This window comes from Streptomyces sp. NPDC039609, from assembly GCF_055596705.1.
Window position 1 is genome coordinate 555239 of sequence record NZ_JBVIUJ010000007.1, and the last position, 25889, is coordinate 581127.

Annotated in this window: 22 protein-coding genes; 13 read left to right on the forward strand and 9 right to left on the reverse strand. The window is 71.3% G+C overall.

The features are described from left to right. Positions 1-26: 26 nt before the first annotated feature. From ACZ561_RS23750 to ACZ561_RS23795, 10 genes are all read left to right on the forward strand, one after another. Positions 27-938 carry a Rossmann-like and DUF2520 domain-containing protein gene (locus ACZ561_RS23750; protein ID WP_376431032.1) on the forward strand — a complete coding sequence of 304 codons (912 nt, stop codon included), beginning with the start codon at positions 27-29 and terminating at the stop codon, positions 936-938. Next, the gene (gene panC, locus ACZ561_RS23755) at positions 935-2032 is read left to right on the forward strand and encodes a pantoate--beta-alanine ligase (RefSeq protein ID WP_470998419.1); all 1098 of its coding nucleotides are present in this window, start codon (positions 935-937) and stop codon (positions 2030-2032) included. The genes ACZ561_RS23750 and panC overlap by 4 nt, the downstream gene beginning before the upstream one ends. Further along, positions 2029-3723, forward strand: coding sequence for an L-aspartate oxidase (locus ACZ561_RS23760; RefSeq protein ID WP_470998422.1), 1695 nt, complete (start codon positions 2029-2031; stop codon positions 3721-3723). The genes panC and ACZ561_RS23760 overlap by 4 nt, the downstream gene beginning before the upstream one ends. Next, positions 3720-4748 (forward strand): carboxylating nicotinate-nucleotide diphosphorylase, encoded by a 1029-nt coding sequence (nadC, locus tag ACZ561_RS23765; RefSeq protein WP_470998425.1) that lies wholly within the window; start codon positions 3720-3722, stop codon positions 4746-4748. Before ACZ561_RS23760 ends, nadC begins: the two co-directional genes overlap by 4 nt. Then, positions 4748-5554, forward strand: coding sequence for a type III pantothenate kinase (locus ACZ561_RS23770; protein ID WP_260228101.1), 807 nt, complete (start codon positions 4748-4750; stop codon positions 5552-5554). Before nadC ends, ACZ561_RS23770 begins: the two co-directional genes overlap by 1 nt. An 820-nt stretch (positions 5555-6374) precedes the next feature. After that, on the forward strand, positions 6375-6941 hold the full coding sequence (locus tag ACZ561_RS23775; RefSeq protein ID WP_470998597.1) for a hypothetical protein: 567 nt from the start codon (positions 6375-6377) through the stop codon (positions 6939-6941). A gap of 14 nt (positions 6942-6955) precedes the next feature. Continuing rightward, entirely contained in the window at positions 6956-7135 is a 180-nt protein-coding gene (locus tag ACZ561_RS23780; RefSeq protein WP_470998428.1) for a hypothetical protein, read from the forward strand. 110 nt (positions 7136-7245) lie between these two features. Further along, positions 7246-7695, forward strand: a complete 450-nt coding sequence (locus ACZ561_RS23785; protein ID WP_376431021.1) for a BlaI/MecI/CopY family transcriptional regulator — start codon at positions 7246-7248, stop codon at positions 7693-7695. Between the two features lie 9 nt (positions 7696-7704). Next, positions 7705-8232 carry an amino-acid N-acetyltransferase gene (locus tag ACZ561_RS23790; RefSeq protein ID WP_376431020.1) on the forward strand — a complete coding sequence of 176 codons (528 nt, stop codon included), beginning with the start codon at positions 7705-7707 and terminating at the stop codon, positions 8230-8232. 145 nt (positions 8233-8377) lie between these two features. Next, entirely contained in the window at positions 8378-8713 is a 336-nt protein-coding gene (locus tag ACZ561_RS23795; protein ID WP_376431019.1) for a histone-like nucleoid-structuring protein Lsr2, read from the forward strand. Here the strand turns inward: ACZ561_RS23795 and ACZ561_RS23800 are convergent. Continuing rightward, entirely contained in the window at positions 8692-9285 is a 594-nt protein-coding gene (locus ACZ561_RS23800; RefSeq protein WP_470998433.1) for an SCO3374 family protein, read from the reverse strand. The genes ACZ561_RS23795 and ACZ561_RS23800 overlap by 22 nt on opposite strands. A gap of 462 nt (positions 9286-9747) precedes the next feature. Here ACZ561_RS23800 and ACZ561_RS23805 point away from each other — a divergent pair, with 462 nt between their 5' ends. Next, positions 9748-12273, forward strand: coding sequence for an ATP-dependent Clp protease ATP-binding subunit (locus ACZ561_RS23805; protein WP_376431017.1), 2526 nt, complete (start codon positions 9748-9750; stop codon positions 12271-12273). Between the two features lie 110 nt (positions 12274-12383). On the opposite strand, the gene ACZ561_RS23810 is transcribed toward ACZ561_RS23805, so the two are convergent. The 3 genes from ACZ561_RS23810 to ACZ561_RS23820 are packed head-to-tail and all read right to left on the reverse strand — an operon-like array spanning position 12384 to position 18723. After that, positions 12384-15308: an NACHT domain-containing protein gene (locus ACZ561_RS23810; protein ID WP_470998437.1), complete on the reverse strand. Its 2925-nt coding sequence runs from the start codon at positions 15306-15308 to the stop codon at positions 12384-12386. Then, positions 15305-15637 carry a trypco2 family protein gene (locus ACZ561_RS23815; RefSeq protein ID WP_470998440.1) on the reverse strand — a complete coding sequence of 111 codons (333 nt, stop codon included), beginning with the start codon at positions 15635-15637 and terminating at the stop codon, positions 15305-15307. Before ACZ561_RS23815 ends, ACZ561_RS23810 begins: the two co-directional genes overlap by 4 nt. Positions 15638-15675: 38 nt before the next feature. Further along, positions 15676-18723: an NACHT domain-containing protein gene (locus ACZ561_RS23820; protein WP_470998443.1), complete on the reverse strand. Its 3048-nt coding sequence runs from the start codon at positions 18721-18723 to the stop codon at positions 15676-15678. Positions 18724-19201: 478 nt separating this feature from the next. Here ACZ561_RS23820 and ACZ561_RS23825 point away from each other — a divergent pair, with 478 nt between their 5' ends. Beyond that, entirely contained in the window at positions 19202-19903 is a 702-nt protein-coding gene (locus ACZ561_RS23825) for a M23 family metallopeptidase (RefSeq protein ID WP_470998446.1), read from the forward strand. Between the two features lie 13 nt (positions 19904-19916). Here the strand turns inward: ACZ561_RS23825 and ACZ561_RS23830 are convergent, their stop codons facing one another. Continuing rightward, complete coding sequence (locus ACZ561_RS23830) at positions 19917-20474, reverse strand: TetR/AcrR family transcriptional regulator (RefSeq protein WP_470998449.1); 558 nt, start codon at positions 20472-20474, stop codon at positions 19917-19919. 120 nt (positions 20475-20594) lie between these two features. Here ACZ561_RS23830 and ACZ561_RS23835 point away from each other — a divergent pair, with 120 nt between their 5' ends. Beyond that, on the forward strand, positions 20595-22172 hold the full coding sequence (locus tag ACZ561_RS23835; RefSeq protein ID WP_470998452.1) for an MDR family MFS transporter: 1578 nt from the start codon (positions 20595-20597) through the stop codon (positions 22170-22172). 103 nt (positions 22173-22275) lie between these two features. On the opposite strand, the gene cseC is transcribed toward ACZ561_RS23835, so the two are convergent. Genes cseC through ACZ561_RS23855 form a run of 4 tightly spaced genes read right to left on the reverse strand, consistent with a single transcriptional unit; the run spans position 22276 to position 25663 of the window. Beyond that, the gene (gene cseC, locus ACZ561_RS23840) at positions 22276-23592 is read right to left on the reverse strand and encodes a two-component system sensor histidine kinase CseC (protein ID WP_376443785.1); all 1317 of its coding nucleotides are present in this window, start codon (positions 23590-23592) and stop codon (positions 22276-22278) included. Between the two features lie 49 nt (positions 23593-23641). Continuing rightward, positions 23642-24346 (reverse strand): two-component system response regulator CseB, encoded by a 705-nt coding sequence (gene cseB, locus ACZ561_RS23845; protein ID WP_376443783.1) that lies wholly within the window; start codon positions 24344-24346, stop codon positions 23642-23644. A gap of 58 nt (positions 24347-24404) precedes the next feature. Beyond that, positions 24405-25112, reverse strand: coding sequence for a hypothetical protein (locus tag ACZ561_RS23850; RefSeq protein ID WP_470998457.1), 708 nt, complete (start codon positions 25110-25112; stop codon positions 24405-24407). Next, entirely contained in the window at positions 25100-25663 is a 564-nt protein-coding gene (locus ACZ561_RS23855) for a SigE family RNA polymerase sigma factor (RefSeq protein ID WP_329119198.1), read from the reverse strand. The genes ACZ561_RS23850 and ACZ561_RS23855 overlap by 13 nt, the downstream gene beginning before the upstream one ends. Positions 25664-25889 lie beyond the last annotated feature (226 nt).

Consider the following 25889-nt stretch of genomic DNA (forward strand, 5'->3'; position numbering starts at 1 on the left):
GGACTGGAACGGAAGGCCGTTGCCGCGTGAACCAACCAGCAGAACCCCGAGCGGAAGACCGACCCGCGCGACTCACCGTAGGAGTCGTCGGAGCCGGCCGCGTGGGACCCGCCCTCGCCGCCGCTCTCCAGCTCGCGGGACACCGCCCCGTCGCGGTCTCCGCGGTCTCCGACGCGTCCGTGCGCCGCGCCGCCACCCTGCTCCCCGACGTGCCGATCATGTCGCCCGCCCAGGTGCTCGCCCACGCCGATCTGGTGCTCCTGACCGTCCCCGACGACGCCCTGCCCGGCCTGGTCGAGGGTCTCGCGGAGACCGGGGCCGTACGGTCCGGGCAGCTGCTCGTGCACACCTCCGGGCGGTACGGAGTGCAGGTCCTGGACCCCGCGCGGCGGGCCGGCGCGCTGCCGCTCGCCCTGCACCCCGCCATGACCTTCACCGGGTCCTCCGTCGACGTCCAGCGGCTGGCCGGCTGTTCCTTCGGGGTGACCGCGCCCGTGGAGCTGCGGCTCGCCGCCGAGGCCCTGGTCATCGAGATGGGCGGCGAGCCCGAGTGGATCGAGGAGGAGGCCCGCCCGCTCTACCACGCGGCCCTCGCCCTCGGCGCGAACCATCTGGTCACCCTGGTCGCCCAGTCGATGGAGCTGCTCCGGACGGCCGGGGTCGCCGCCCCGGACCGGATGCTCGGCCCCCTCCTGGGCGCCGCCCTGGACAACGCCCTGCGCTCGGGCGACGCCGCGCTCACCGGCCCCGTCGCGCGCGGTGACGCCGGCACGGTCGCCGCCCACGTCGCCGAGCTGCGCAAGCACGCGCCCGGCACCGTCGCCGGCTATCTGGCGATGGCCCGTACGACCGCGGACCGGGCGCTCGCGCACGGCCTGCTCAAGCCCGAGCTGGCCGAGGATCTGCTGGGCGTGCTCGCAGAGGGGGAGACCCGATGAGGTCCACGTCGTCCACGTCGCCGACGACGTCGTTCGCACTGGTCCGCACGGCGGACGAACTGCACACGCTGGTGGCACGCCGGGCCTCCGCCGCCCGGGCCGCCGCTTCCTCCGCGGCACGTCCCCACGCGGCCGAAAACAGCCGTACCGCCGTCGTCATGACGATGGGCGCCCTCCATGAGGGCCACGCCACCCTCGTGCGCACCGCCCGCGAGTACGTGGGACCCGACGGGTTCGTCGTCGTCACCGTCTTCGTCAACCCGCTCCAGTTCGGTGCGGGCGAGGACCTCGACCGCTACCCCCGCACGCTGGACGCCGACCTCACGACCGCCGAGGCGGCCGGCGCCGACACGGTCTTCGCACCCGCCGTCGACGAGGTCTATCCCGGCGGGGAGCCCCAGGTCCGCATCAGCGCGGGACCCATGGGTGAGCGCCTCGAAGGCGCCTCCCGGCCCGGCCACTTCGACGGGATGCTCACCGTCGTCGCCAAGCTGCTCCACCTCACCCGCCCGGACCTGGCGCTGTTCGGCCAGAAGGACGCGCAGCAGCTGGCCCTGATCCGCCGGATGGCCCGCGACCTGAACTTCCCGGTCGAGATCGTCGGCGTGCCGACCGTCCGCGAGGGCGACGGGCTCGCCCTGTCCAGCCGTAACCGGTACCTCTCCGCCGGTGAGCGCCGCACCGCCCTCGCCCTTTCCGGGGCCCTGTTCGCCGCCGGCGACCGGCTCGCCGCCCAGCACGCGCTGCGCGCGCGTGCCGACTCGCTGCCCGGCGCGCAGAACCGGGCCGAGACCCGCGCCGAGGCGCTCTCCCGGCTCGGGGAGGCCCGCGCCGCGGCCGACGCCCACGCGGTGGCCCAGGCGACCGAGGGCAACGGAGCCGAAGCCGTACGGGCCGCGGCCCGCGCCGTCCTCGACGAGGCGGCGAAGGCCGAGCCGCCGCTCACCCTCGACTACCTGGCCCTGGTCGACCCGGCCGACTTCACCGAGGTCGCCGACGACCACGAGGGCGAGGCGATCCTCGCCGTCGCCGCGCGCGTGGGCAGGACGCGGCTGATCGACAACATCCCGCTGACGTTCGGAGCCACCAAGTGACCGGAATACGGCTGCAGGCGCCCGCGCCGGGCTGGTCCATCGACGCCGATGTCGTCGTGGTCGGATCCGGCGTCGCGGGGCTGACCGCGGCCCTGCGCTGCACCGCCGCCGGACTGCGCACGGTCGTCGTCACCAAGGCCCGCCTGGACGACGGCTCCACCCGCTGGGCGCAGGGCGGCATCGCCGCCGCGCTCGGCGACGGCGACACCCCCGAGCAGCACCTCGACGACACCCTGGTGGCAGGCGCCGGGCTCTGCGACGCCGAGGCCGTACGGCTCCTCGTCACCGAGGGCCCGGACGCCGTCCGCCGGCTGATCGCCACCGGCGCCGACTTCGACAAGACCGCCGACGGCAAGATCGCGCTGACCCGCGAGGGCGGCCACCACCGCCGCCGGATCGCTCACGCCGGCGGCGACGCCACAGGCCTCGAGATCTCCCGCGCCCTCGTCGAGGCGATACGGGACCGGGGTCTGCGCACCATCGAGCACGCCCTCGTCCTGGACCTCCTCACCGACGACGAGGGCCGCACGGCGGGCGTCACCCTGCACGTCATGGGCGAGGGCCAGCACGACGGCGTCGGCGCCGTCCACGCCCCCGCCGTCGTCCTCGCCACCGGCGGCATGGGCCAGGTCTTCTCGGCCACCACCAACCCGGCCGTCTCCACCGGCGACGGTGTCGCGCTCGCCCTGCGCGCCGGGGCCGAGGTGTCCGACCTCGAGTTCGTCCAGTTCCACCCCACCGTGCTCTTCCTCGGCGCCGGCTCCGAGGGCCAGCAGCCGCTGGTCTCCGAGGCGGTACGGGGCGAGGGCGCCCATCTCGTCGACGCCGACGGGGTCCGGTTCATGCTCGGGCAGCACGAGCTGGCCGAGCTCGCCCCCCGCGACATCGTCGCCAAGGCGATCATGCGCCGGATGCAGGAGCAGGGCGCCGAGCACATGTACCTGGACGCCCGCCACTTCGGCGCCGAGATGTGGGAGAACCGGTTCCCCACCATCCTGGCCGCCTGCCGGGCCCACGGCATCGACCCGGTCACCGAGCCGATCCCGGTCGCCCCGGCGGCCCACTACGCCTCCGGCGGCGTCCGCACCGACCTGACGGGCCGGACCACCGTCCCGGGCCTCTACGCGTGCGGTGAGGTGGCCTGCACGGGCGTCCACGGCGCCAACCGGCTCGCCTCGAACTCGCTCCTTGAGGGCCTGGTCTTCGCCGAGCGCATCGCCGAGGACATCGCCACGCTCGGCCCGCACCGCGACGGCCTGCCGGTCGTGTCCACCACCTCGTCCGTGCTGCCGCTGCTCGCCCCCGAGACCCGGACCCGCGTCCAGCGGACCATGAGCGCGAACGCCGGAGTGCTGCGGTCCGCCGCGAGCCTCGCGGACGCCGCCGACGCCCTGGAGGCGTTGAGCCTCACGGCGACCGACGACCACCCGGGCAAGGCGGCCGAGCCGGGCGTCGAGTCCTGGGAGACGACGAACCTCCTGTGCGTCGCCCGCGTGCTGGTCACCGCCGCCCGGGAGCGCGAGGAGACCCGCGGCTGCCACTGGCGCGAGGACCACCCCGAGCGCGACGAGGACTGGCAGCGCCATCTGATCGTGCGCCTCACCTCGGACCGGCGGCTCGTGGTCCGCCGTACCGCCACCGCAGACTTTCCCTCCGTCACCCCCGAAGCCCCCAGGGAGCCGCAACCGTGAGCACGCCAGAGGAACACCGTCCCGAGCCCGTGGACGTACCCCTGATCCAGATCAGCGCCCCCGCCGAGAGCGCGGGCGGCTGCGGTGACGGCTGCGGCTGCGCCGAGGGCGACGAGGTGTACGAGTGCGGCCTCGACCCCGCGCTCGCCCAGCTGCTCGCCGACGCCGGGCTCGACCCGGTCCAGGTCGAGGACATCGCCCACCTGGCGATCGAGGAGGACCTCGACGGCGGTGTGGACGTGACGACCGTCGCGACCGTCCCCGAGGACGCCATCGCCACCGCCGACTTCACCGCCCGCGAGGCGGGCGTCGTGGCCGGTCTGCGGGTCGCCGAGGCGGTGCTGTCCATCGTCTGCACGGAGACCTTCGAGGTCGAGCGGCACGTCGAGGACGGCGAGCGCGTCGAGGCCGGCCAGAAGCTGCTCTCGGTCACCACCCGCACGCGCGACCTGCTCACCGGCGAGCGCAGCGCGCTGAACATCCTGTGCCGCCTCTCCGGCATCGCCACCGCCACGCGCGCGTGGGCCGACGTCCTGGAGGGCACCGAGGCCCGGGTCCGCGACACCCGCAAGACCACGCCGGGCCTGCGCGCGCTGGAGAAGTACGCGGTGCGCTGCGGCGGCGGCGTCAACCACCGGATGTCGCTGTCGGACGCGGCGCTGGTGAAGGACAACCATGTGGTCGCCGCCGGCGGTGTGGCGCAGGCGTTCAAGGCCGTACGGGAGCAGTTCCCGGACGTGCCGATCGAGGTCGAGGTCGACACGCTGCACCAGGTCCGCGAGGTCCTGGACGCGGGCGCCGACCTGATCCTGCTCGACAACTTCACCCCCCTGGAGACCGAGGAGGCCGTCGCCCTGGTCGCCGGCCGCGCCGTCCTGGAGTCCTCCGGCCGTCTCACGCTCGAGAACGCGGCGGCGTACGCGGCGACCGGCGTGGACTACCTCGCGGTCGGCGGGCTCACCCACTCGTCCCCGATCCTCGACATCGGCCTCGACCTGCGCGACGCCTTCGAGGCGGCGGTCTGATGCTCCTCACCATCGACGTCGGCAACACGCAGACGGTCCTCGGCCTCTTCGACGGCGAGGAGATCGTCGAGCACTGGCGCATCTCCACGGACCCGCGCCGCACCGCCGACGAGCTGGCGGTCCTGCTCCAGGGCCTGATGGGCATGCACCCGCTGCTGGGGGTGGAGCTCGGTGACGGCATCGGCGGCATCGCGATCTGCTCGACCGTCCCGTCGGTGCTGCACGAGCTGCGCGAGGTGACGCGGCGGTACTACGGCGACGTCCCGGCGGTCCTGGTGGAGCCCGGCATCAAGACGGGCGTCCCGGTCCTGACGGACAACCCCAAGGAGGTCGGCGCGGACCGCATCGTCAACTCGGCGGCGGCGGTCGAGCTCTACGGGGGCCCGGCGATCGTGGTCGACTTCGGCACGGCGACGACGTACGACGCGGTCACGGCGCGCGGCGAGTACGCGGGCGGGGCGATCGCGCCGGGCATCGAGATCTCGGTGGACGCGCTGGGCGTGAAGGGCGCGATGCTCCGCAAGATCGAGCTGGCCCGTCCGCGCAGCGTGATCGGCAAGAACACGGTCGAGGCGATGCAGTCGGGCATCGTCTACGGGTACGCGGGCCAGGTCGACGGCGTGGTGTCCCGGATGAAGCGCGAACTGGTCGGCGCGGACGGCGACCCGTCCGACGTCACGGTGATCGCGACGGGCGGCCTGGCCCCGATGGTCCTCGCCGACTCCAAGGAGATCGACGAGCACGAGCCCTGGCTGACGCTGATCGGCCTCCGGCTGGTCTACGAACGCAACGTCTCCCGCATGTAACCGGCTCCCGGCCGGGGCCCGAGCGCCCCGGCCCGCGGCCTCGCGGCGTCCACCCACCGGCGACGAGGCCGGCCCCGGCGCGCCGGGCACACTCGCCCACGAGAACCGCAACGGCCACCACCCGCGCCCCCGGACCCACGGCTCCGCACCCGTGCGACGAGCCCCCGCCGCCCACCGCCGCGGTCTCTCGCACCACCAAGCCCGCGCCACCGGCCCCGGCACCGGCCCGCACCCGTGCGACGGGCCCCGCCGCCCCCGCCCGGTCCACCGACGAGCCCGCGCCGTCCCAAGGGCCGGCCGCCCACCGACCGGGCTTCACCCGTGCGATGGACCCGCGCCGCCCCAAGGGCCGGCCGCCCACCGACCGGGCTTCACCCGTGCGATGGACCCGCGCCGCCCCAAGGGCCGGCCGCCCACCGACCGGGCTTCACCCGTGCGATGGACCCGCGCCGTCCCAAGGGCCGGCCGCCCCCACCCACCGGGCCGCACCGTTGCGACGGACCCGCGCCGTCCCAAGGGCCGGCCGCCCACCGACCGGGCTTCACCCGTGCGATGGACCCGCGCCGCCCCCAGGGCCGGCCGCCCCACCCACCGGCCCGCACCGTTGCGACGGACCCGCGCCGCCCCCAGGGCCGGCCGCCCCACCCACCGGCCCGTACCCGTGCGACGAGCCCCACCGAGCCCCACCGAGCCCCACCACCCCCGCCCCGGTCCGCCGCCCGCCCAAGGGCAACGCGCCGGGGGATGATCGGTAAACGAAATTTGTCCGATTAGCGCGTATCGTCACCGCATGCCCACGCCATACGGATCCCGCGGCGGCATGGCGTTCAGTGCGGACGAGCTGCGTGTGCTCCGACGCGCCCTTGCCACCGCCCTCAACCCTGCCCCCCTTCAGGACGAGGACGTCCAGGACTGCCTGCGCCTCGCCGAATCCGTGGACGACGCCGTCCGCGAGGCCGGCCGGCTGCGCGCCTTCCTCCTCGCCGACCTGACCCGCTACCGCGAGGCCCTGCCCGGCTCGCTCCCGGGCTATCTGGAGCTCCTCCAGGACGCCCTCGCCGCCGGCTACGACCCCGCCGCCGACGACCTCTCCGCCCTGCGCACCCTCCGGTCCCATCCCCGGGCCGCCGGCCTCCTGGAGCGCTGCCAGGTCCTCGCCGAACGTTCCGTGCGTGCCCGCCTCGCCCGCGTCTCCCAGGCCGTGGCCTCCGCGCCCCGCACCCGACTGCTCGCCCTCCCCGGCGGCCGCGCCGCCGACGAGCCCAAACCGTCCACCCCGAAGCCGCCCGCCCCGATCAAGCGCCCGGCCCCCAAGCCCTCCGAGGTGTTCCCGCCGCGCCGGCGCCCCGTACCGCCGCCCCCGCCCGAGGAACGCGTCGCCGGATAGCTACCCTGGTCGGCATGGACTACGTATCCGCGCTCCTGCCCCCCATCGTGATGGCCACGTTCTTCATCTGCCTCGTCGTCACGATCGTGAAGAGCCAGGGCGGTCCCAACAAGGCCAAGGAGGACGCGGCCGTGGACGCCGCCCTCGCCCGCGCCGAGGCCGCCCGTCAGGCGGACGGCAGCAGCGCCTCCTAGTCCCACCCGCATCGAGGACGTACGACAGTTTTCCTGTCGTACGTCCTTTTTGTTGCGTTTCCTCCGCCAATAACCAGCCATTCCCGGTTCGCTTGACTAAGGTGGCAGTTGTGCCCCGCCAATTGGGAGAGCTCGAAGACGCCGTCATGACACGCGTCTGGCAATGGAACCGCCCGGTGACCGTCCGGGAAGTCCTGGAGGATCTCCAGCAGGAACGGTCCATCGCCTACACCACCGTCATGACGGTAATGGACAATCTCCATCAGAAGGGCTGGGTACGCAGGGAAGTCGACGGCCGTGCCTATCGATATACCGCGGTCTCCACCCGCGCCGCCTACTCGGCCGCACTGATGAACGAAGCCTGGTCCCAGAGCGACAACCCCGCCTCCGCGCTCGTCGCCTTCTTCGGCATGATGTCGAGCGAGCAGCGGGAGGCCCTCAGCGACGCGATCCGCATCGTCGGGCACAACGTCCCCGAGGCCCCCGCCCCACCGGCGGAGAGCGCCGGGGAGCGGACCACCGGCGAGGGCGACGGCGGTACGGCCGACGAGGGGCGATAACGTCCCCCCATGTCGTCGTCCTCCACCGCTTCAAAAGCCGTCACCGTTCGCCGTGCCCGCACCAGTGATGTCGCCGCGGTCCGCCGCCTTGTCGACCCGTACGTCGGCCGCGGCATCCTGCTCGACAAAGCGACGGTGACGCTTTACGAGGACATCCAGGAGTTCTGGGTGGCCGAACGCGACGAGGACGCCGAGGTGGTCGGCTGCGGCGCACTCCACGTGATGTGGGAAGACCTCGCGGAAGTACGTACTCTCGCGGTCGATCCGGAGTTCAAGGGCGCGGGCGTCGGACATCACGTGCTCGACAAGTTGCTGCACACCGCCCGATGGCTCGGTGTGCGCCGGGTATTCTGCCTGACCTTCGAAGTCGACTTCTTCGCGAAGCACGGCTTCGTCGAGATCGGTGAGACTCCGGTCGACGGAGATGTCTACAGCGAGCTCCTGCGTTCCTATGACGAGGGCGTCGCCGAGTTCCTCGGTCTCGAACGAGTGAAGCCGAACACCTTGGGCAACAGCCGGATGCTTCTGCATCTGTGATCGTGCCGAGCGTACGGGAGCCCTATGTCCGAATCGCGCACGTTTCCCGCGTTGCCGGGCTTCTGAACCTCTGCCAGGGGTTTGTGTTTTTCCGGGAAAAGCGGTTTCCTTTCCGCGTACTGCATTTTCGATGAAAGGAAATCCGGTGGCACAGAAGGTTCAGGTCCTTCTTGTCGATGACCTCGACGGTGTCGAGGCGGACGAGACCGTGACGTTCGCGCTGGACGGCAAGACCTACGAGATCGACCTCACCACCGCCAACGCGGACAAGCTCCGCGGCCTGCTCGAGCCGTACACCAAGAGCGGCCGTCGCACCGGTGGCCGCAGCGCCGGTACGCGTGGCAAGGGTCGCGTCGCCGCCGGTGGCAGCCCGGACACCGCGAAGATCCGCGCGTGGGCCAAGGAGAACGGATACAGCGTGAACGACCGCGGCCGTGTTCCCGCGGAGATCAAGGCGGCCTACGAGGACGCGAACCGCTGAGGCGCCAGCTGCTGAGGCGCCGATCCGCGAGGGCGCGCACTCAGCAGCCGCACCCGATGGCACTCCGCGGCCGCGGTGGCCACGAGCCGTGCGAGACAGGGGGCGCCCGCATCGCCCCGCATGGCGGCCCGCAGCGCGGGCAGCGAGCCGCCGCCCCCGGCCCGACCGGGCTCGGGAGCCCGCAGCCACACCGCGGCGCCCGGCGCGCCGGAACCGCTCCGTCCTGGGGGAATGGGAGCGGTCATCCGGCCGCCCGCGCCCAGGGCGACGAGATCCAGTGAGATCCCGCCCCATTCGAGCCAGTCGAGCAGCCCCGGCAGCTCCTCCGCGCTCCCCGCGGCCGTCAGCAGCCGCATTCTGCGCCCCATGAGGGCCACCGGCCCGGTCGCCGGGCCCATCCTGCGCAGGACCGCCCGGCCGGCCGCGACGGGCAGCTCCAGGACGTCGAAGCGCACCCCTGTGACCAGCTGCACCGGCGGGCCTTCCACGGCCGCCCAGCCGAGTTCGCGTTCGTACCACCGCATCAGGCCGCCGTCGATCGGCGAGCGGGGCAGCGGGACGGTGAGGGCCATGTCCGGGGAACTCCCGCGAGTGCCGGTTGGTTACGCCCGTGATGACTCAGCGTCCTTGATCCAGTGCACAGAGTGTCCATGATGGGGGCGTACGGGTGCATTCGAGAGCGCAAGGATGTTCGCCCGTAGCGGAGGGAACGGGGGTGTGCTGCATGGAGTGTCAGTGCTTACGGGTAAGACATTCCTAGTGAGGAGGGACGACTTGCGGGCTTTGGCGTCTCACGTTCGCCATCGGCGTACAGATGGCGGGGGTAACTGCTTGGCCTGCGGGAACATCGTCTCGCACCATCGGGTTGGAGCATTTGTCGGCTGTTCGGCAGCAGGTCTCCCCGCTTGAGAGGGGGTGATCCGGACGGATGTCGGCAGTTGGAATGAGCGGTCCCCGCTTGCGGGACTAAGCTGCGGAAGGACAGGGAGGGGATCGACCCCTAACTGACTGACCGCTCTGAGGAGCGATTAACGATGTTCGAGAGGTTCACCGACCGCGCGCGGCGGGTTGTCGTCCTGGCTCAGGAAGAAGCCCGGATGCTCAACCACAACTACATCGGCACCGAGCACATCCTCCTGGGCCTTATCCACGAGGGTGAGGGTGTCGCCGCTAAGGCCCTGGAGAGCCTCGGGATTTCGCTCGAGGCGGTCCGCCAGCAGGTTGAGGAGATCATCGGACAGGGGCAGCAGGCCCCGTCCGGCCACATCCCCTTCACCCCGCGTGCCAAGAAGGTCCTGGAGCTGTCGCTCCGCGAGGCCCTCCAGCTCGGCCACAACTACATCGGCACCGAGCACATCCTGCTCGGCCTGATCCGCGAGGGCGAGGGCGTCGCCGCCCAGGTCCTCGTGAAGCTGGGCGCCGATCTCAACCGGGTGCGGCAGCAGGTCATCCAGCTGCTCTCCGGATACCAGGGCAAGGAAGCCGCCACGGCCGGCGGTCCTGCCGAGGGCACCCCCTCGACGTCCCTGGTCCTCGACCAGTTCGGCCGCAACCTCACCCAGGCGGCCCGCGAATCCAAGCTCGACCCGGTCATCGGGCGCGAGAAGGAGATCGAGCGGGTCATGCAGGTGCTGTCCCGCCGTACGAAGAACAACCCGGTTCTCATCGGCGAGCCCGGCGTCGGCAAGACCGCCGTCGTCGAGGGCCTGGCGCAGGCCATCGTCAAGGGCGAGGTGCCCGAGACCCTCAAGGACAAGCACCTCTACACCCTGGACCTCGGCGCGCTGGTCGCCGGCTCCCGCTACCGCGGTGACTTCGAGGAGCGCCTGAAGAAGGTCCTCAAGGAGATCCGCACCCGCGGCGACATCATCCTGTTCATCGACGAGCTCCACACCCTGGTGGGTGCGGGTGCCGCCGAGGGCGCGATCGACGCCGCCAGCATCCTCAAGCCGATGCTGGCCCGTGGTGAGCTCCAGACCATCGGTGCGACCACGCTGGACGAGTACCGCAAGTACCTGGAGAAGGACGCGGCCCTCGAGCGCCGCTTCCAGCCCATCCAGGTCGCGGAGCCGTCGCTGCCGCACACGATCGAGATCCTCAAGGGTCTGCGCGACCGGTACGAGGCCCACCACCGGGTCTCCATCACGGACGAGGCCCTCGTCCAGGCCGCGACCCTGGCCGACCGGTACATCTCGGACCGCTTCCTGCCGGACAAGGCGATCGACCTGATCGACGAGGCCGGTTCCCGGATGCGTATCCGCCGGATGACCGCGCCGCCGGACCTCCGCGAGTTCGACGAGAAGATCGCCGGTGTCCGCCGGGACAAGGAGTCCGCGATCGACTCCCAGGACTTCGAGAAGGCGGCGTCTCTCCGTGACAAGGAGAAGCAGCTGCTGGCGGCGAAGACCAAGCGGGAGAAGGAGTGGAAGGCCGGCGACATGGACGTCGTCGCCGAGGTCGACGGCGAGCTGATCGCCGAGGTCCTCGCGACCGCCACCGGCATCCCGGTCTTCAAGCTGACCGAGGAGGAGTCCTCGCGTCTGCTCCGCATGGAGGACGAGCTCCACAAGCGCGTCATCGGTCAGAAGGACGCCGTCATCGGCCTCTCGCGGGCGATCCGTCGTACGCGAGCCGGTCTGAAGGACCCGAAGCGTCCCGGTGGCTCGTTCATCTTCGCCGGCCCGTCCGGTGTCGGTAAGACCGAGCTGTCCAAGGCTCTCGCCGAATTCCTCTTCGGCGACGAGGACGCGATGATCTCCCTCGACATGTCGGAGTTCAGCGAGAAGCACACGGTTTCGCGTCTCTTCGGTTCTCCCCCCGGATACGTGGGCTACGAAGAGGGCGGCCAGCTCACCGAGAAGGTGCGCCGTAAGCCGTTCTCCGTCGTCCTCTTCGACGAGGTCGAGAAGGCCCACCCCGATATCTTCAATTCCCTTCTCCAGATCCTGGAGGACGGTCGACTGACCGACTCCCAGGGCCGGGTCGTGGACTTCAAGAACACGGTCATCATCATGACGACCAACCTCGGGACCCGGGACATCTCGAAGGGCTTCAACCTGGGCTTCGCGGCCCAGGGCGACACGAAGTCCAACTACGAGCGGATGAAGGCGAAGGTCAGCGACGAGCTGAAGCAGCACTTCCGCCCGGAGTTCCTGAACCGTGTGGACGACATCATCGTCTTCCCGCAGCTCACCGAGGCCGACATCCTGCAGATCGTCGACCTGATGATCAGCCGGGTGGACGAGCGCCTGAAGGACCGGGACATGGGCATCGAGCTCTCCCAGTCCGCGAAGGAGCTGCTCGCCAAGAAGGGTTACGACCCGGTCATGGGCGCCCGGCCGCTGCGCCGGACGATTCAGCGCGAGGTCGAGGACTCGCTCTCCGAGAAGATCCTCTTCGGCGAGCTGCGTCCCGGTCACATCGTGGTCGTGGACACCGAGGGCGAGGGTGAGGAGAAGAAGTTCACCTTCCGCGGCGAGGAGAAGTCGGCCCTGCCGGACGTCCCGCCGATCGAGCAGGCGACGGGCGGAGCGGGCCCCAACCTCTCGAAGGACGCGTAGGCGTTCGATCGCGTGACAGGGGCGGCCCCGGACTCGGAAGAGTCCGGGGCCGCCCCTTTTGGCGTGGGCACGGGCCAGGACGAGCGGGCAGCCAGGCTCGGGAACGGACGTCAGGGCTTCAGGGTGAGGCGGTTCAGGGTGAGCCGGTCACCGAAGGGGGTACGGCCGAGGACCTGGCGTTTGGCGAGGCCCTCGATCTTCACTTCGAGCTCGGTGAGGGAGTGCAGCGGGGCCAGGTTCAGCCGGGTCACGTCCGGGAGGGGCCGTAGCGTGAGGTGGCGCAGGAGTGGCAGCCTGGCGATCACCTTCAGCTCGGTGGCGCCCAGCGGGACGCCGTCGAGCAGCAGGGTGTGCACACGGTCGAGACCCTCCAGGGCCGTGAGGTCCGTCAGCCCCGCGCACCGCTGCACCGCCAGGGCGTCGAGTGTGGTTGCGAAGCGCGCGAGCAGCGAGAGGTCCGTCAGCCGGGGGTTGTCGGCGAGGGTGAGCCCGCGCAGGGCGTGGCCGTGGAGAGCGGCCGTGAGCTCCTCCGGGGCGAGTTCGCCCTGGAGGATCAGGTCGGGTGCGTGCCGCAGCAGCGGGATCTGCGCGAGCTGGTCCCGGTCCGAGACGAAGAGGCTGTACCTGTCGAGCGGGAGGCGGGCCAGGACCTCGCGCGCGTACTCCTCCGCCGGGAAGTTCGACCAGCTGATGGACAGCCGGAAGGTGTGCCTGGCGTCGGCGTAGGCGCGGGCGTAGGGGAGGGCCGCCGCGCCGCCGATCTCACAGATCAGGACGAGCGTCGCGTCGGCCCCCTCCGTGTCCGACACCGTGGGGCCGGGCAGCAGGGGAAGGACGAAGGCCCCCAGCCGGGCGAGCGCCCTCAGCTGGTCGGGGCGCCGAGGGGGCAGGACCGAGGCCACCGCGTTCCGCACGCGCGCGTGGAGCGACTCCGAGAGCCAGGCCGCGTGCTGGGCGCACAGGGCGGCCAGCACGTACAGGGTCGTCTTCAGGTCCTTGTCCCGGCTCCCCGAGCCGGCCGCGAGCAGCCCCTCCACCAGGACGGGCAGCTCGCGGCGCGAGCAGTGGCCGGCCGCGAGGAGCAGGACGTCGTGCCACTGCTGCTCGCGCGCGTGGCGCAGGAGTTCCGGGATGAGGTCGTCCTCGACGAACTCCTTGGCCGCCAGGAAGTCCTGGAACGTGCGGTGCGCGAACTGGAAGACGGAGTCGGTCCGTTCATGGAGCAGGCCGGTGCGGTTGAGGAGGTGCGTGAGGATCTCCTCGGGCGTGCCCTGGGCCGCGACGCGCGGCATCCCCGGCAGCGTCCGGTGCAGCTGGTGCAGCGCCTGTTCCCGGGTGAACTCCGTCTGCCCGCCCCGGACGAGCCAGGCCGCAAGGCGTTGGAGGAGCTGCTGGTGCTCTTCCACAGACATGTGGATGCCGTCGGGGGCGTCGATCCGGCGCCGGTCGTCGCGGCTGCCGAGGAGGAGGCGCAGGGCGGAGTCGTAGAGCGCCCAGCGGGTCTCGGGCAGGAACCCCTCCCGTAGCCGGTGGAGGGCGCAGATCACCGCGCACAGCAGCGGCGTGCGGGCCAGGTCGGCCAGGGTCGGGTTCTGCCGGAACTGCTGGAGCAGGTCGCGTTCGAGGTGGCCGAGGCCGTCGAGGGACTCGGCGTCGGCGTCGAGGCGTGCGGCATCGTGCCAGGCGGTGACGAAGGCTTGGATGTCCTGGTCCCGCAGGGGGAGCAGGGTGAGCTCCTCGAAGTCCTCCGCGTCGAGCCAGTCCACCTCGACGGCGAGGGGCCGTACGGTCGCCACGCAGCGGGTACGGGGGTAGCGGGCGAGGAGCCCCGACAGCCAGGCGCGGACGGCCTCGCGGTCCTCGTGGGGCACCTCGTCGAGACCGTCGACGAGCAGCAGCGCCCGGCCCTCCGCCAGGACACGGCCGGCCCAGCCGTCGGGCGCCGTGTCGACCATCAGGCCCGCGGCGCCCGGGAGTTCGGCGGGGGAGGGGAAGCCGGTGCCCCGGGCGCGCAGCGCCCTGAGGGGGACGACGAACGGTACGAGGCCGTTCAGCTCGGCGAGTTGCGGGCCGAGGGTCCCGGCGGCCGCGTGGGCGGCGAGCCACCAGACCAGGGTGGTCTTCCCCGCGCCCGCGTCGCCGCGGAGAAGGACGCGGGGGCGCGAGCCGAGGAGGTCGTCGATGCGCTGGGGGACGGGGGCGGCGGACGTGTCCCGGGAGCTGGCCTCCAGGGACAGGTAGGCGGTGTCCAGGTCCCATTCGGCGGCCCGGCGGCCGAGTTCGTCGAGGCCGAAGATCCGGGTGCGGCGGTAGGCGGCGGCGACGGCCTCTCCGTACTCCTGCTCGTACGGCGCGTCGGTCGATGTGTGGTGGGTGAGGGCGACGAGCGAGGGGAAGCCGTGGCCGGTGGCCTGGGTGTAGGCGACGAGGAAGTCGGCGTCGGCGGCGAGGGCGCTCAGCGGCACGCACTCGACGCGCCGGTGCCCACGGCCCCGCGGCACCTCGCGCACGATCCCGAGGAGCTCGGCACCGGCGAAGACAGGCCCGCCGGAGAGCCCGGCGAGTGGCGAACCTCCGTCGCTGGGCTCGGTGGCCGGGGGCGCGTCGAGCTCGACGACCATCGTGCGGCGGATGAGCCCGGCGAGGGGGAGCAGGGTGCCCCGGTACTGGTCGCTCTCCAGCTTGCGGCCGCTTTCGTACCGCTGGACCCGCGGGAACCCGAGGATCTCGCAGCCGGCCACGGGCCGGTCGGTGGCCACCCGGCCGATCTCGGTGCGGTAGCCACGCGTACCGGTCAGACTCTCCCGAGCCTGCAGGAGCGCCGCGTCGAGCCGCTGGTCCGACCAGACCACCTGGCAGAGGACGGACGTGCTCCTGCCGGGTAAGGACACCCAGGCCGAGTGTGCGGTCCGCAGGACATGGGCGCTGGTGAGAACGGTCTCGGTGGTGAGCAGGACGCCGCTGCCCTGGGTGCCGTGCGTCTCGGAACGGACGACGACGGCGGCCCGCAAGGTGGGACGGGAGTGCGTGGTCATCGAAGCGCGGGCCCCGTCCCGAAGTCGGAGGTGTCACCGGCGTCGTCGTTGCCGACGAGCCAGGGCCCGTTCGTGGTGGCGTCGCGCGGCTTGAGGGTGAAGGAGACACGGTGCGTCTCGCCGCGCGCCCGGGTGGCGTCGGCCCCGGCCTCGACGACCCAGGCCTTGACCTTGCCCCCGCCCTTGACCTCCTTGCGGAGTTCGATCGTGAACTCCATCTCGATGTCCCCCACTTCGAAGGCCACGGGCTTCCCGGTGGCGCGGCCGGCGGCCTCGATCAGCTGATCGCGTACGGACTCGATGGCGTCGGCGAGCTGGATGTCGGTCATGGTCGCGAACGTACCTGGGGCGGGTGGGGGCGGTCAGGTCATGTGACGAGTTCGACGGTGGGGCGGAGGTGTTCGGTGCCGGTGAACTGGGCGCCGGCGGCGGAGACGTAGATGAGCCGTTCCAGGGGCGCCAGGGGAGTGAGGTCGTAGACCTGGTGGGGTTCTCTGTCCCAGATGAAGAGCCGTTCCAGATCCGGGAAGGCGCGACCGATCGCTTCGAGGGACACGGCGGATGCGGTGCAGTCCACGTCGAGGACGGTGACCGGCAGCCGTAGCGAGTCCGGTACGTCCCGCATGGCCGTACTCGGCACCGAGAGCAGCGTGAGCGTGCTGAGTTCGGCCAGCGCCCGCCAGTCTTCCGCGGTCACGCCGAGGGCTCGGGTGAACGTGAGCTCTCTGAGGCCGGTCAGACGACGGAGAACGTCGAAACCTCCTTCCGGGTATGTGGACAGAGTGAGAGCAGCCAACTCGTTGCCGACCGGGAAGGACTCCGGGATCTGGCCGATCGCACCGTGAACCGCGAGGCTCCTCGCACTGCCGAGCACATCGCTCAGCAGCGCCACTCCGTGAGGGGTGAGGCGCCCGCGGAGTTCGAGGCGCTCGGGACGCAGCCCGAGGCGCACGATCTCGGCGGCGTGTTCGTCGGACATGACGGTGAAGTTGAGATTCGACGGGTCCAGCCGGGCGATGATCTCGTCGGCGTACGTCGAGGAGTCGAACCGGGTCCATCCCCACATGAGCTGGGAGCGGACCTGCAGGCTTGCGTGGCGCGTGAACCGGGCGAGGTACGGCAGCGCCGCGTCGTCCGTGATGTGGGTCGCCGTGATCACCACAGCCCGTGCAGCCTTGTCGTCCAGGCCCTCTGGCCCGGGCAGCAGGTCGAGGACCGCCCGCCCCACCGACGCCAGCTCTCGTGCTTCCTCCGAGCCGCTCGGCGGAATGACCGCCGCCGTCCGCGCCAGGATCCGTGCCCGGACCTCCGGTGCCACCTCCGTCGCGTGGTCGAGCGCCGTCGCCGCCACCACCAGGATCCGCAGTTGGGTACGCCGGTCCGGCGCCGCGTCGACCGCGCGCAGCAACTCCTCGAGGATCTCCGCGCACTCGCGCGGGCGCGCGTGGCCGACGGCCATGCGGATGACGTCCTCCCACTGGTCGTCCGCCGCGTGCCGGACGAGGACGCCGATGTCCCAGCGGTCCACCAGGGCCTTCGCCGCCAGGTAGTCCTGGAAGGTGCGGTGGACGAAGTCGATCGTGTCCGCCGTCGGTTCGCGCAGCAGCCCGCTGCGGTGGAGCAGGTGCGTGAAGACCACGCTGGGGTCGACCCCGGCCGCCTCCGTGATCGCGGGCACCGCCTCGCGTACGACCGACTCCGCGTGCGAACGGTCCATCGTCGTCCGGCCGTTGAGTGTCAGCCAGTACGCGATCCGCTGGATCAGCTGGATCTGGGGCGCCTCGCCCAGCTCGATCCCGTACGGCGTGCCCATGTCCCGCTCGCGGTCCCGGCGCGAGAGCAGCATCGAGAGTGCCGCGTCGTACAGCGCCTTGCGGCCGCGCGGCAGGAAGCCGCGGCGGCTGCGGTGCAGGGCGCAGATCAGACCGCACATGAGGGGGTTGGTGGCGAGCTGGGCGACGTCGGAGTTGGTCCGCAGGGCGTCGAGGAGGGGCTGCTCGTACGGTGCGGCCTCCGGCCCGGCGGCCTGGTGCCATCGGCGGACGAAGGTGCCGACCTCGGCGGTGGACATGGGGGCGAGGCTGAGCTCGGTGAAGCCGTCCGACGCCAGCCAGTCGTCGCGTACGGCGGTGGGGCGGGAGGTCACGAGCCAGCGGTTGCCGTCGTAGGAGTCGAGGAGGTCGCGGAGCCAGCGGCGGGCGCGGTCGCGTTCGGCCTCGGGGATCTCGTCGATGCCGTCGACGAGGACCAGGCCGCGTCCGGCGGCGAGGACCCGGTCGGCCCAGCCCTCGGGCGGGGAGAGCGGGCAGTCGACGGCGGAGAGGAAGCGGTCGGGGGCGGGGAGCCGCTCGCCGTGGCGGGTGAGGGTACGGAGGGGGAGGACGAAGGGGATCCGGTCGCGGAGGTACGCCATCTCGTCCGCGAGGTCCTCGCGGGTGGCCGAGACGGCCAGCCACTGGACGAGCGTCGTCTTCCCGGAGCCGGCGAGGCCGCGCAGCAGCACCTTCTCCTGCTGGGCGAGGGCCTGGTCGGCGGGGCCGCCCGTCACGGCGTGGCCCATCCGCGTGCCGAAGGTGGGGACGGCAATTGCCTGGCCGAACTCCAGCCACAGGCCGATCGGCGCCGCCGCCGACGCCGTTTCGTCCGGCTCCTGGAGCCATGTCCCGGGCCGGGCGCCCGATGCGATCCACGGACCCGGCCCCGCCCCCGTCGCCTCCAGCGACAGATACGCCACGTCCAGCGGCCACTTCTCCGGCGCGCCCTCCAGGTCCACCCCGTAGATCGTGAGGCCGCCGTGCTTCTTCGCAACGTACGCCAGGTAGCGCCGCTCGAACTCCGCGTCCCGTGCGTCCACCCGAGGCGTACGGCGGATGACCTCGTCGACCTTGGCGGTCAGCTCCTGCTGGCCGCGGGTCTGCTCCACGAGCGTGCGGGCCACGAACGTGGAGCGCTGGGTGAAGAACTCCAGGATGTGCAGGCAGGCCCACTCGGTGAGCGAGCGGAGGAAGTGGACGGAGTCCGTCGACAGGCCGTCCGGGGCCGGGGCCGCCGCGCGCAGGCTGCGGGCGAGGGCCGGGGCGCCGAGGTGGACCGCCTGGACGTCGTCCATGTCGAGGTCGCCGAGGGCGAGGAGCGTCGCGGCCAGGGCGTCGGTGAGCGCCTCGGTCTCGTCGGTGGGGAACGGGGGCTCGCCGGGGCCCGCCACGGCTCGTTCGACGAGGGTGGCGGCGAGCTTGCGGACGTCCTTCTCCGTGAGCGTGCGCTTCTCGCCGCGGAAGGAGACGAGCCCGGAGAGCCGGATGCGCCGGGCCGCGCCCGGAAGGCCCGCGCCTGGACCGTCGCTGACCAGGAGTTTCTTCAGGATCGGGCCCATCGCCGACGCGGCGAGGCGGGTGCCGATGAGTGACGGATCCATTGGTGTCCCCCCGGTGGTTCGCGACGTCGTCAGCGTAGTGCGGGACGTGATCGAAACGGCCTTGGTTGCGTGACCCAGGTCGCAATGGGGGCGGGCGCGCCGTGACAAGGCGCACAGGCGTTTCGAGGGGTACTAACCGGAATAGTGATGGCGTTTGCGGTCGATTCGGGACGTTCAGGGCCAGGACGCCGGGACTTTCGTCCCTAGGGGGCCCGAACCGTACGAGAAGCGGCCTGTCGGTCCGATCGGTGCAGGTCCGACGTGCGCATAAACCGTTTCTCTTGTGCCGCTTTGTCCGATTTCAGGCAGGGGTGTCCCGGGTCGTCAAGACCCGAACATCCCAGGGGATCGCTACGACGCAATGTCGTAGATGGGGTGGTTTACGCCGGATGGGGGTCCGGGTTACCAAGGATGAGCAACAGCCCGCCCGGCGCAGCGATCGCGTCGGGTCCCGTTCTGTCCGGAGGTTTTCCCCCGTATGTCGAAGCGCGTCATGAACCCCGCCCGTATCACCGCCGTCGCCCTTGCCACCGCCGGCCTGGGAGCGTCGCTGGTGGCCGGAGCAGGGTCTGCCTTCGCCGCCGAGGGCAAGGCCGCCACCATCGCGACTGCCGCGACCGGTGCGTCCACTGTCGTCGCCGCGCAGGCCGATGCCCAGGCCCAGGCCGCCGTCAAGGCCGCCGTCGCCAAGCAGGCCGCCGCCAAGAAGGTCGCCGTCGCGAAGGCCGCGAAGGCCGCTCCGGTCGCCGCCAAGAAGGCCCCCTCCTGGGTCAAGCCGGTCGGTGGCTACACCCTGACCGCCAGCTTCAACCAGGGCGGCGCCATGTGGGCCCACAAGCACTCCGGCCAGGACTTCGCCGTTCCGGTCGGTACCCCGGTCAAGGCCGCCGGCGCCGGCACCGTCGTGAAGGCCGGCCCGAACGGCGGCGGCGACGGCCCCGCGTACGGCAACGCCATCGTCGTCAAGCACGCCAACGGCAAGTACTCGCAGTACGCCCACCTGTCGAAGATCAACGTGCACATCGGCCAGAAGGTCGGCGCCGGCCAGAAGATCGCCCTCTCGGGCAACACCGGCAACTCCTCCGGCCCGCACCTGCACTTCGAGATCCGTACGACCCCGAACTACGGCTCCGCGCTCAACCCGGCCGCGTTCCTGCGTTCGATGGGCGTCTCCATCTGACCTGAAGAACGCCTCACCGCGCGCCGTGCGCCTGGGTGATCAGATCGAGGGCGACCTCGAGGACGGCTTCACGCTTCTCCTCGGGGTCGCCCTCGACGTTGTCCATGAAGAACATCCCCGCGTGCAGGGTGAAGATCGCGCTCACGCAGCGCACCCGGTCGATCACGGCGAAGTCCGGCTCCTGGATCAGGCCGCTCAGCTCGATCATCCGCTCCTTGAAGGTCAGGCCGATGCTCAGCTCGCGGACGGCCGCCTGGTTCTCCTGCATGAAGCGGAACAGTGGGGCCGCGCTGATCAGGGATTCCTGGTAGCGGCGCAGGATCTCCTCCCTGACCTCCAGCGTGCGCGGCTGCTCCCGCGCCCATGCGATCAGCTCGTCCACGGGCCTGGTGAGGTCCTGGAAGATGCCGATGATGATGTCTTCCTTGGTCTTGAAGTGGTAGTACAGCGCGGCCTTGGTGACATCGAGGTGCTCGGCGATCTCGCGCAGTGAGGTCTTCTCGTAGCCCTGCTCCGCGAAGAGTTCGAGGGCCACGTCCTGGATGCGCTGCCGTGTGTTGCCTCTGGCCATGGTCCGCTCCCACACACTCAATACTTACTTGACGACCGGCTAGTTACAGGTCTACCGTCCCAAGTGTAGTAACTAGCCGGGCGGCAAGTAAGTGCCCGAAGGGTTGTGGGGAGCGGAAGCATGGCGACGACCGAATCAGTCAGGACACCCGGGGAGGGAGAGGCTGAGCAGCCGCGCAGCGTCCGCGTCGTCCTCCTCGCCCTCATGATCGCGATGCTGCTCGCGATGCTCGACAACATGATCATCGGCACCGCGATGCCGACGATCGTCGGCGAGCTCGGCGGCCTGGAGCACCTCTCATGGGTCGTCACCGCCTACACCCTGGCCACCGCCGCCTCCACTCCCATCTGGGGCAAGCTCGGCGACATGTTCGGCCGCAAGGGTGTCTTCCTCACCTCGATCGTGATCTTCGTGATCGGCTCGGCGCTCAGCGGCATGGCCCAGGACATGGGCCAGCTCATCGGCTTCCGGGCCGTACAGGGCCTCGGTGCCGGCGGTCTGATGGTCGGCGTCATGGCGATCATCGGCGACCTGATCCCGCCCCGTGAGCGCGGCAAGTACCAGGGCATGATGGCCGGCGTCATGGCGCTCGCCATGATCGGCGGACCGCTGGTCGGCGGCACCATCACCGACCACTGGGGCTGGCGCTGGTCCTTCTACATCAACCTGCCGCTCGGCGCCGTCGCCCTCGCGATGGTCACCGCCGTGCTCCACCTGCCCAAGAAGGAGCGCGACCGCTCCACCCGGATCGACTTCCTCGGCGCAGGGCTGCTGACCGTCGGCATCACCGCGATCGTCCTGGTCACCACCTGGGGCGGTACGGAGTACGCCTGGGGTTCCGCGACCATCGTCGGTCTCTCGGTCGCCGGTGTCGCCGCGCTCGCCGCCTTCCTCTGGGCCGAGACCCGCGCCAGTGACCCGGTCGTGCCGCTGCACATCTTCCGGAGCCGCAACTTCACCCTCATGTCGGTGATCGGCTTCCTCACCGGCTTCGTGATGTTCGGCGCGGTCCTCTTCCTGCCGCTCTTCCAGCAGTCCGTGCAGGGCGCCTCGGCCACCAACTCCGGCCTGCTGCTCCTGCCGATGCTGCTGTCGATGATGGTCGTCTCGCTCGTCTCCGGCCGGATCACCACCAACAGCGGCAAGTACAAGATCTTCCCGATCATCGGTACGGCGCTGATGGTGATCGGCCTGTTCCTGCTCGCGCAGATGGACACCGGCACCTCCCGCCTCACTTCGGGGATCTACATGGCGGTGCTCGGCGCCGGCATGGGCTTCCTGATGCAGATCACGATGCTCGTCGCGCAGAACAGCGTCGAGATGAAGGACATGGGCGTCGCCTCCTCCGCGACCACCCTCTTCCGTACCCTCGGCTCCTCCTTCGGTGTCGCGATCATGGGCGCGCTCTTCACGAGCCGCGTCCAGGACGAGATGGCGGCGCGCGGCGGCTCGGAACTGACCCAGCAGTCCGCCCAGCTCGACGCGGCCTCCCTGGCCAAGCTGCCCGAGGCGCTGCGCGAGGCGTACCAGCACGCGGTCTCCGCCGGCACGCACTCCGCCTTCCTGGTCGGCTCGGCGGTCGCCGTCATCGGCTTCGTCCTCGCCTTCCTCGTCAAGGAGGTGGCGCTCCGGGGGGCCGGACCGGAGCCGAAGCCGCAGCCCACGGACGAGGCACCGAAGGTCGCCGAGACCGTCTGACCTGCGCTCCTATGGGAGAGGGGCCCGGCACACCAGGTGTGCCGGGCCCCTCTCCCCTACGGCGTCGCCTCCCCTACGGCGTCGCCTCCCCTACGGCGTCGCCCTAGTCCGCGAACTTGATCATCGGGAAGCTGCCGGTGTTCGTCGGGGCGTGGTCCGGGAGCCAGAGCACCGCGATCGACCCGCCCGCCCCCTCCGGCGTGCCCTCGGGCGCCGCGTTCCGGAACGTCAGCCGGGCCCCGAGGACCCGCGCCTGCCCCGCCGCGATCGTCAGCCCCAGCCCGTGGCCCTGGCCCGCGCGGTCGCTCGCGCCGGTACGGAAGCGGCTCGGGCCCTCGCGGAGCAGCGCCTCGGGGAAGCCGGGGCCGTGGTCCCGGACCCGTACGACCCGGCCCTCGACCGTCACCTCGACCGGCGGCTTGCCGTGCTTCGCCGCGTTCGCGAGGAGGTTGCCCAGGATCCGCTCCAGCCGGCGCGGGTCGGTGTTCACCCAGGACTCGTGGACGACGTGCACGACCGCCTCCGGGTCGAGCGCCCGCACCCGCCGCTCCACGAACTCCCCGAGCGCGATCTCCTGGAGCTCGGCACGCTCCGACGCGCTGTCGAGCCGGGCGACCTCGAGCACGTCCTCGACCAGGGTCCGCATGGCCTGCGCCCGGTCCCGTACGAGCTCGCTGGGGCGTCCCGGCGGCAGCAGCTCCGCCGCCGTGAGCAGACCGGTGACCGGGGTCCGCAGCTCGTGCGCGATGTCGGCGGTGACCCGGCGCTCGGCCTCGATCCGCTCCTGCAGGGCGTCGGTCAGGGCGTCCACCGCGCGGGCGAGCTCGTCGGTCTCGTCGCGGACTATTCCACCGATCGCCTTGCGTACCCGTACGTCCGTGTTGCCCTGCGCGACCTTGCCTGCCGCCGCGGCGGCCTTCCGCAGCCGGCGCGAGAGCTGGCCGCCGATGAGCACGCCGAGCGCGCAACCGCCGAACACCACCGACACCGAGCCGATGACCAGGGCCCGGTCGAGGTCCTTCATGATCGCCGTGGAGCGGTCGGCGAACGGGATGTGCAGCGACAGCACGTCCCCGTTGGCCAGCGGCACGGCCGCCCAGACATCGGGCGGACCGCCGTGCCGGTGCTCCTGGACGTACGTACCGCGCCGCTGGTCGCGCATGAGCTGGTCCAGCTGCGGCGGCAGCATCGGGTCGTTGATCTTGGTGCCGAAGCGGGGCTCCTTCGGCTTGGAGCTCTCGTACATCCGCTGCGCGAAGAGGAGCCGCTCCATCTGCACCTCGCGCGCGTTGTCGAGCATCGAGACCCGCGCCGAGTTGTGGACGACGAGGCTGAGGGTGACCGCGATCAGCGCGCCCACGGCCGCGATGGCGACGGCGATCTTCCAGCGGACCCCCGTACGGAGGGCGAGCGGCCTCATCTGTCGACCCGCTTCACCGGCTGACCTGCTTCATCCCCGCTGACCCGCTTCATCCCTTGAGCTTGTAGCCGAAGCCGCGGACCGTCTCGATCCGGTCCTGGCCGATCTTGGTGCGCAGCCGCTGGACATGGACGTCCACCACCCGGGTGTCGCCGCCCCAGCCGTAGTCCCAGACCCGTTCCAGGAGCTTGTCCCGGGACAGGACCGTGCCCGGCGCGGACGAGAACTCGAGCAGCAGACGCATCTCCGTCGGGGTCAGCCCGACCGGCGCCCCGCCCTTGCGGACCTCCATGCCCTCGGTGTCGACCTCCAGGTCACCGAAGACCAGCACCCCGCCCTCGGGCGCGTCGGCGCGCCCCGCGTCACCGCCCGCCGGGCCGCCGGCGTGCCCGAAACGACGCAGCACGGCGCGGATCCGGGCCACGAGCACGGCACCGTCGAAGGGCTTGGTCACATAGTCGTCGGCCCCGGCCTCCAGGCCGAGGACGACGTCGATGGAGTCGGCGCGCGCGGACAGCATGATCACGGGCACGGTCGACTCGTCACGGATCCGGCGGCACAGACTGACGCCGTCCATGCCCGGCAGCATCACGTCGAGCAGCGCGATGTCGGGCCGGTCCGCCCGGAACGCCTCGAGCCCGGACAGCCCGTCGGGCATGGCGGTCACCGTGAAGCCGTCCCGCTCCAGTGCGAGCTGGGTGGCTTCACGGATGACGTCGTCGTCCTCGACGAACAGCACATGGGTCTCGGCCATCGTGCGCCTTCCTGCCTTCCGTTCCTTCAGGTTCCGCTCGTAGGCGGTGCAGTCTGGTTCAGTTGCCGCTCGGCTCGACGGTCGGGGGGCCGTCGATGCCTCCGTCGCCGACCGCGCGGCTGTAGTCGTTGTGCACCCAGTCGTGCTGGCTGAACTTGCTCCCCGCCCAGCGGTACGTGATCACGTCCTCGCCCGAGGGATAGGCGACCGGGTCGCCCTTGGCGTACACCTGCTTGGTCACGACGAGGTCGCCCCGGTCGATCGTCGCGTAGACGGCGGCGTCCTCCGCCATGAACACGTTCTTGTACTCGCCGCTCTCCTCGCGGTACACGTACGTGCCGATACCGACGGCATCGCCGCAGGTCATCACGTTGACGACAACATCGGGCGCGGTTCCGCCGGTCAGATTCCCGTAGGAGGTGTCCACCGGGTACGCGTCGGCGACGCACGGCTTCAGATCGGCCTTCAGACGCTCGCCGATCTTCGGATCGGCCTTGATGAGCGCGATCGGGTCGACGCGCTTGGCGGGCATCTGCCCGGAGGACGCCGAGGGGGACGGTGCCGGTACGGCCGATCCCGCCTCGTCGGCGCGGGCGGCGCCCTCGTCGCGTGAGCCCGTACCGCCGGTGGAACACGCGGTCATGAACAGCCCGATGGCGACGAGCCCGGCCAGTGCCGTGGTGCTCGTCGCCCGGATGATCCGGCGACGCCGGGGGCCGCGGTGCCCGTCGTCGTCGCCGTCGTGTCTGGCGCCTAGGCCGCGCACCGGTGCTGCCCCCGTTCGTCGGGTCGTACGGTCGACCGCTCCAGAGCACGGGCGTCGTCGACGCCACGGCTCTCCAGTTCCTGACGCAGTCGGGCCAGTGCGCGGTGGAGCGTGGACTTCACCGTACCCGTCGACATGCCGAGCGCGGCCGCGGTCTCCTCCGTGCTCATCTGCTCCCAGTGCCGCAGGACGACCACACTGCGCTGCTTCGGGGCGAGGACCTTCAGGATGTCCATGAGCAGGGCGCGGTCGGCGTGCTGCTCGGTGGCGTCGTCGACGGAGGCGTCGGGCAGCTGCTCGGTGGGGACCTCGTCGAGCTTGCGGGCCCGCCACCACTCGGTGCGCGTGTTGATCATGACCCGGCGCAGATACGCGTCGGCGAGCGACTTGTCGGCGATGCCGTCCCAGCGGCCGTACGTCCGCACCAGCGCCGTCTGCAGCAGGTCCTGCGCGTCGACCGGGTCGGGGACGAGACGGCGGGCGCTGCGCAGCAGCGCGTCCTGCCGAGTGCGGACGTACTCCTCGAAGTCGAGCACCTCTCCGTGCGACATCTGAACCGCCTCCGATCCCCGTGACCAGCCTGTTTGGCTTACGTCGACGAAGTTACGGAGCAGTTGTCACGAGGCTGTCCGGGGCAGCCGTCGGAGGATGCACGGCTGTCCATCGGTTGTGTAACAGGGGCCGGGGATGGGTAGGAGGTCCGATTCGGCTCAGGGCCGCGGGCGGGCCGGTCCGGACCGCGGCGGGCCGGGGTCGGGACTCCCGGGGCGCCGATGG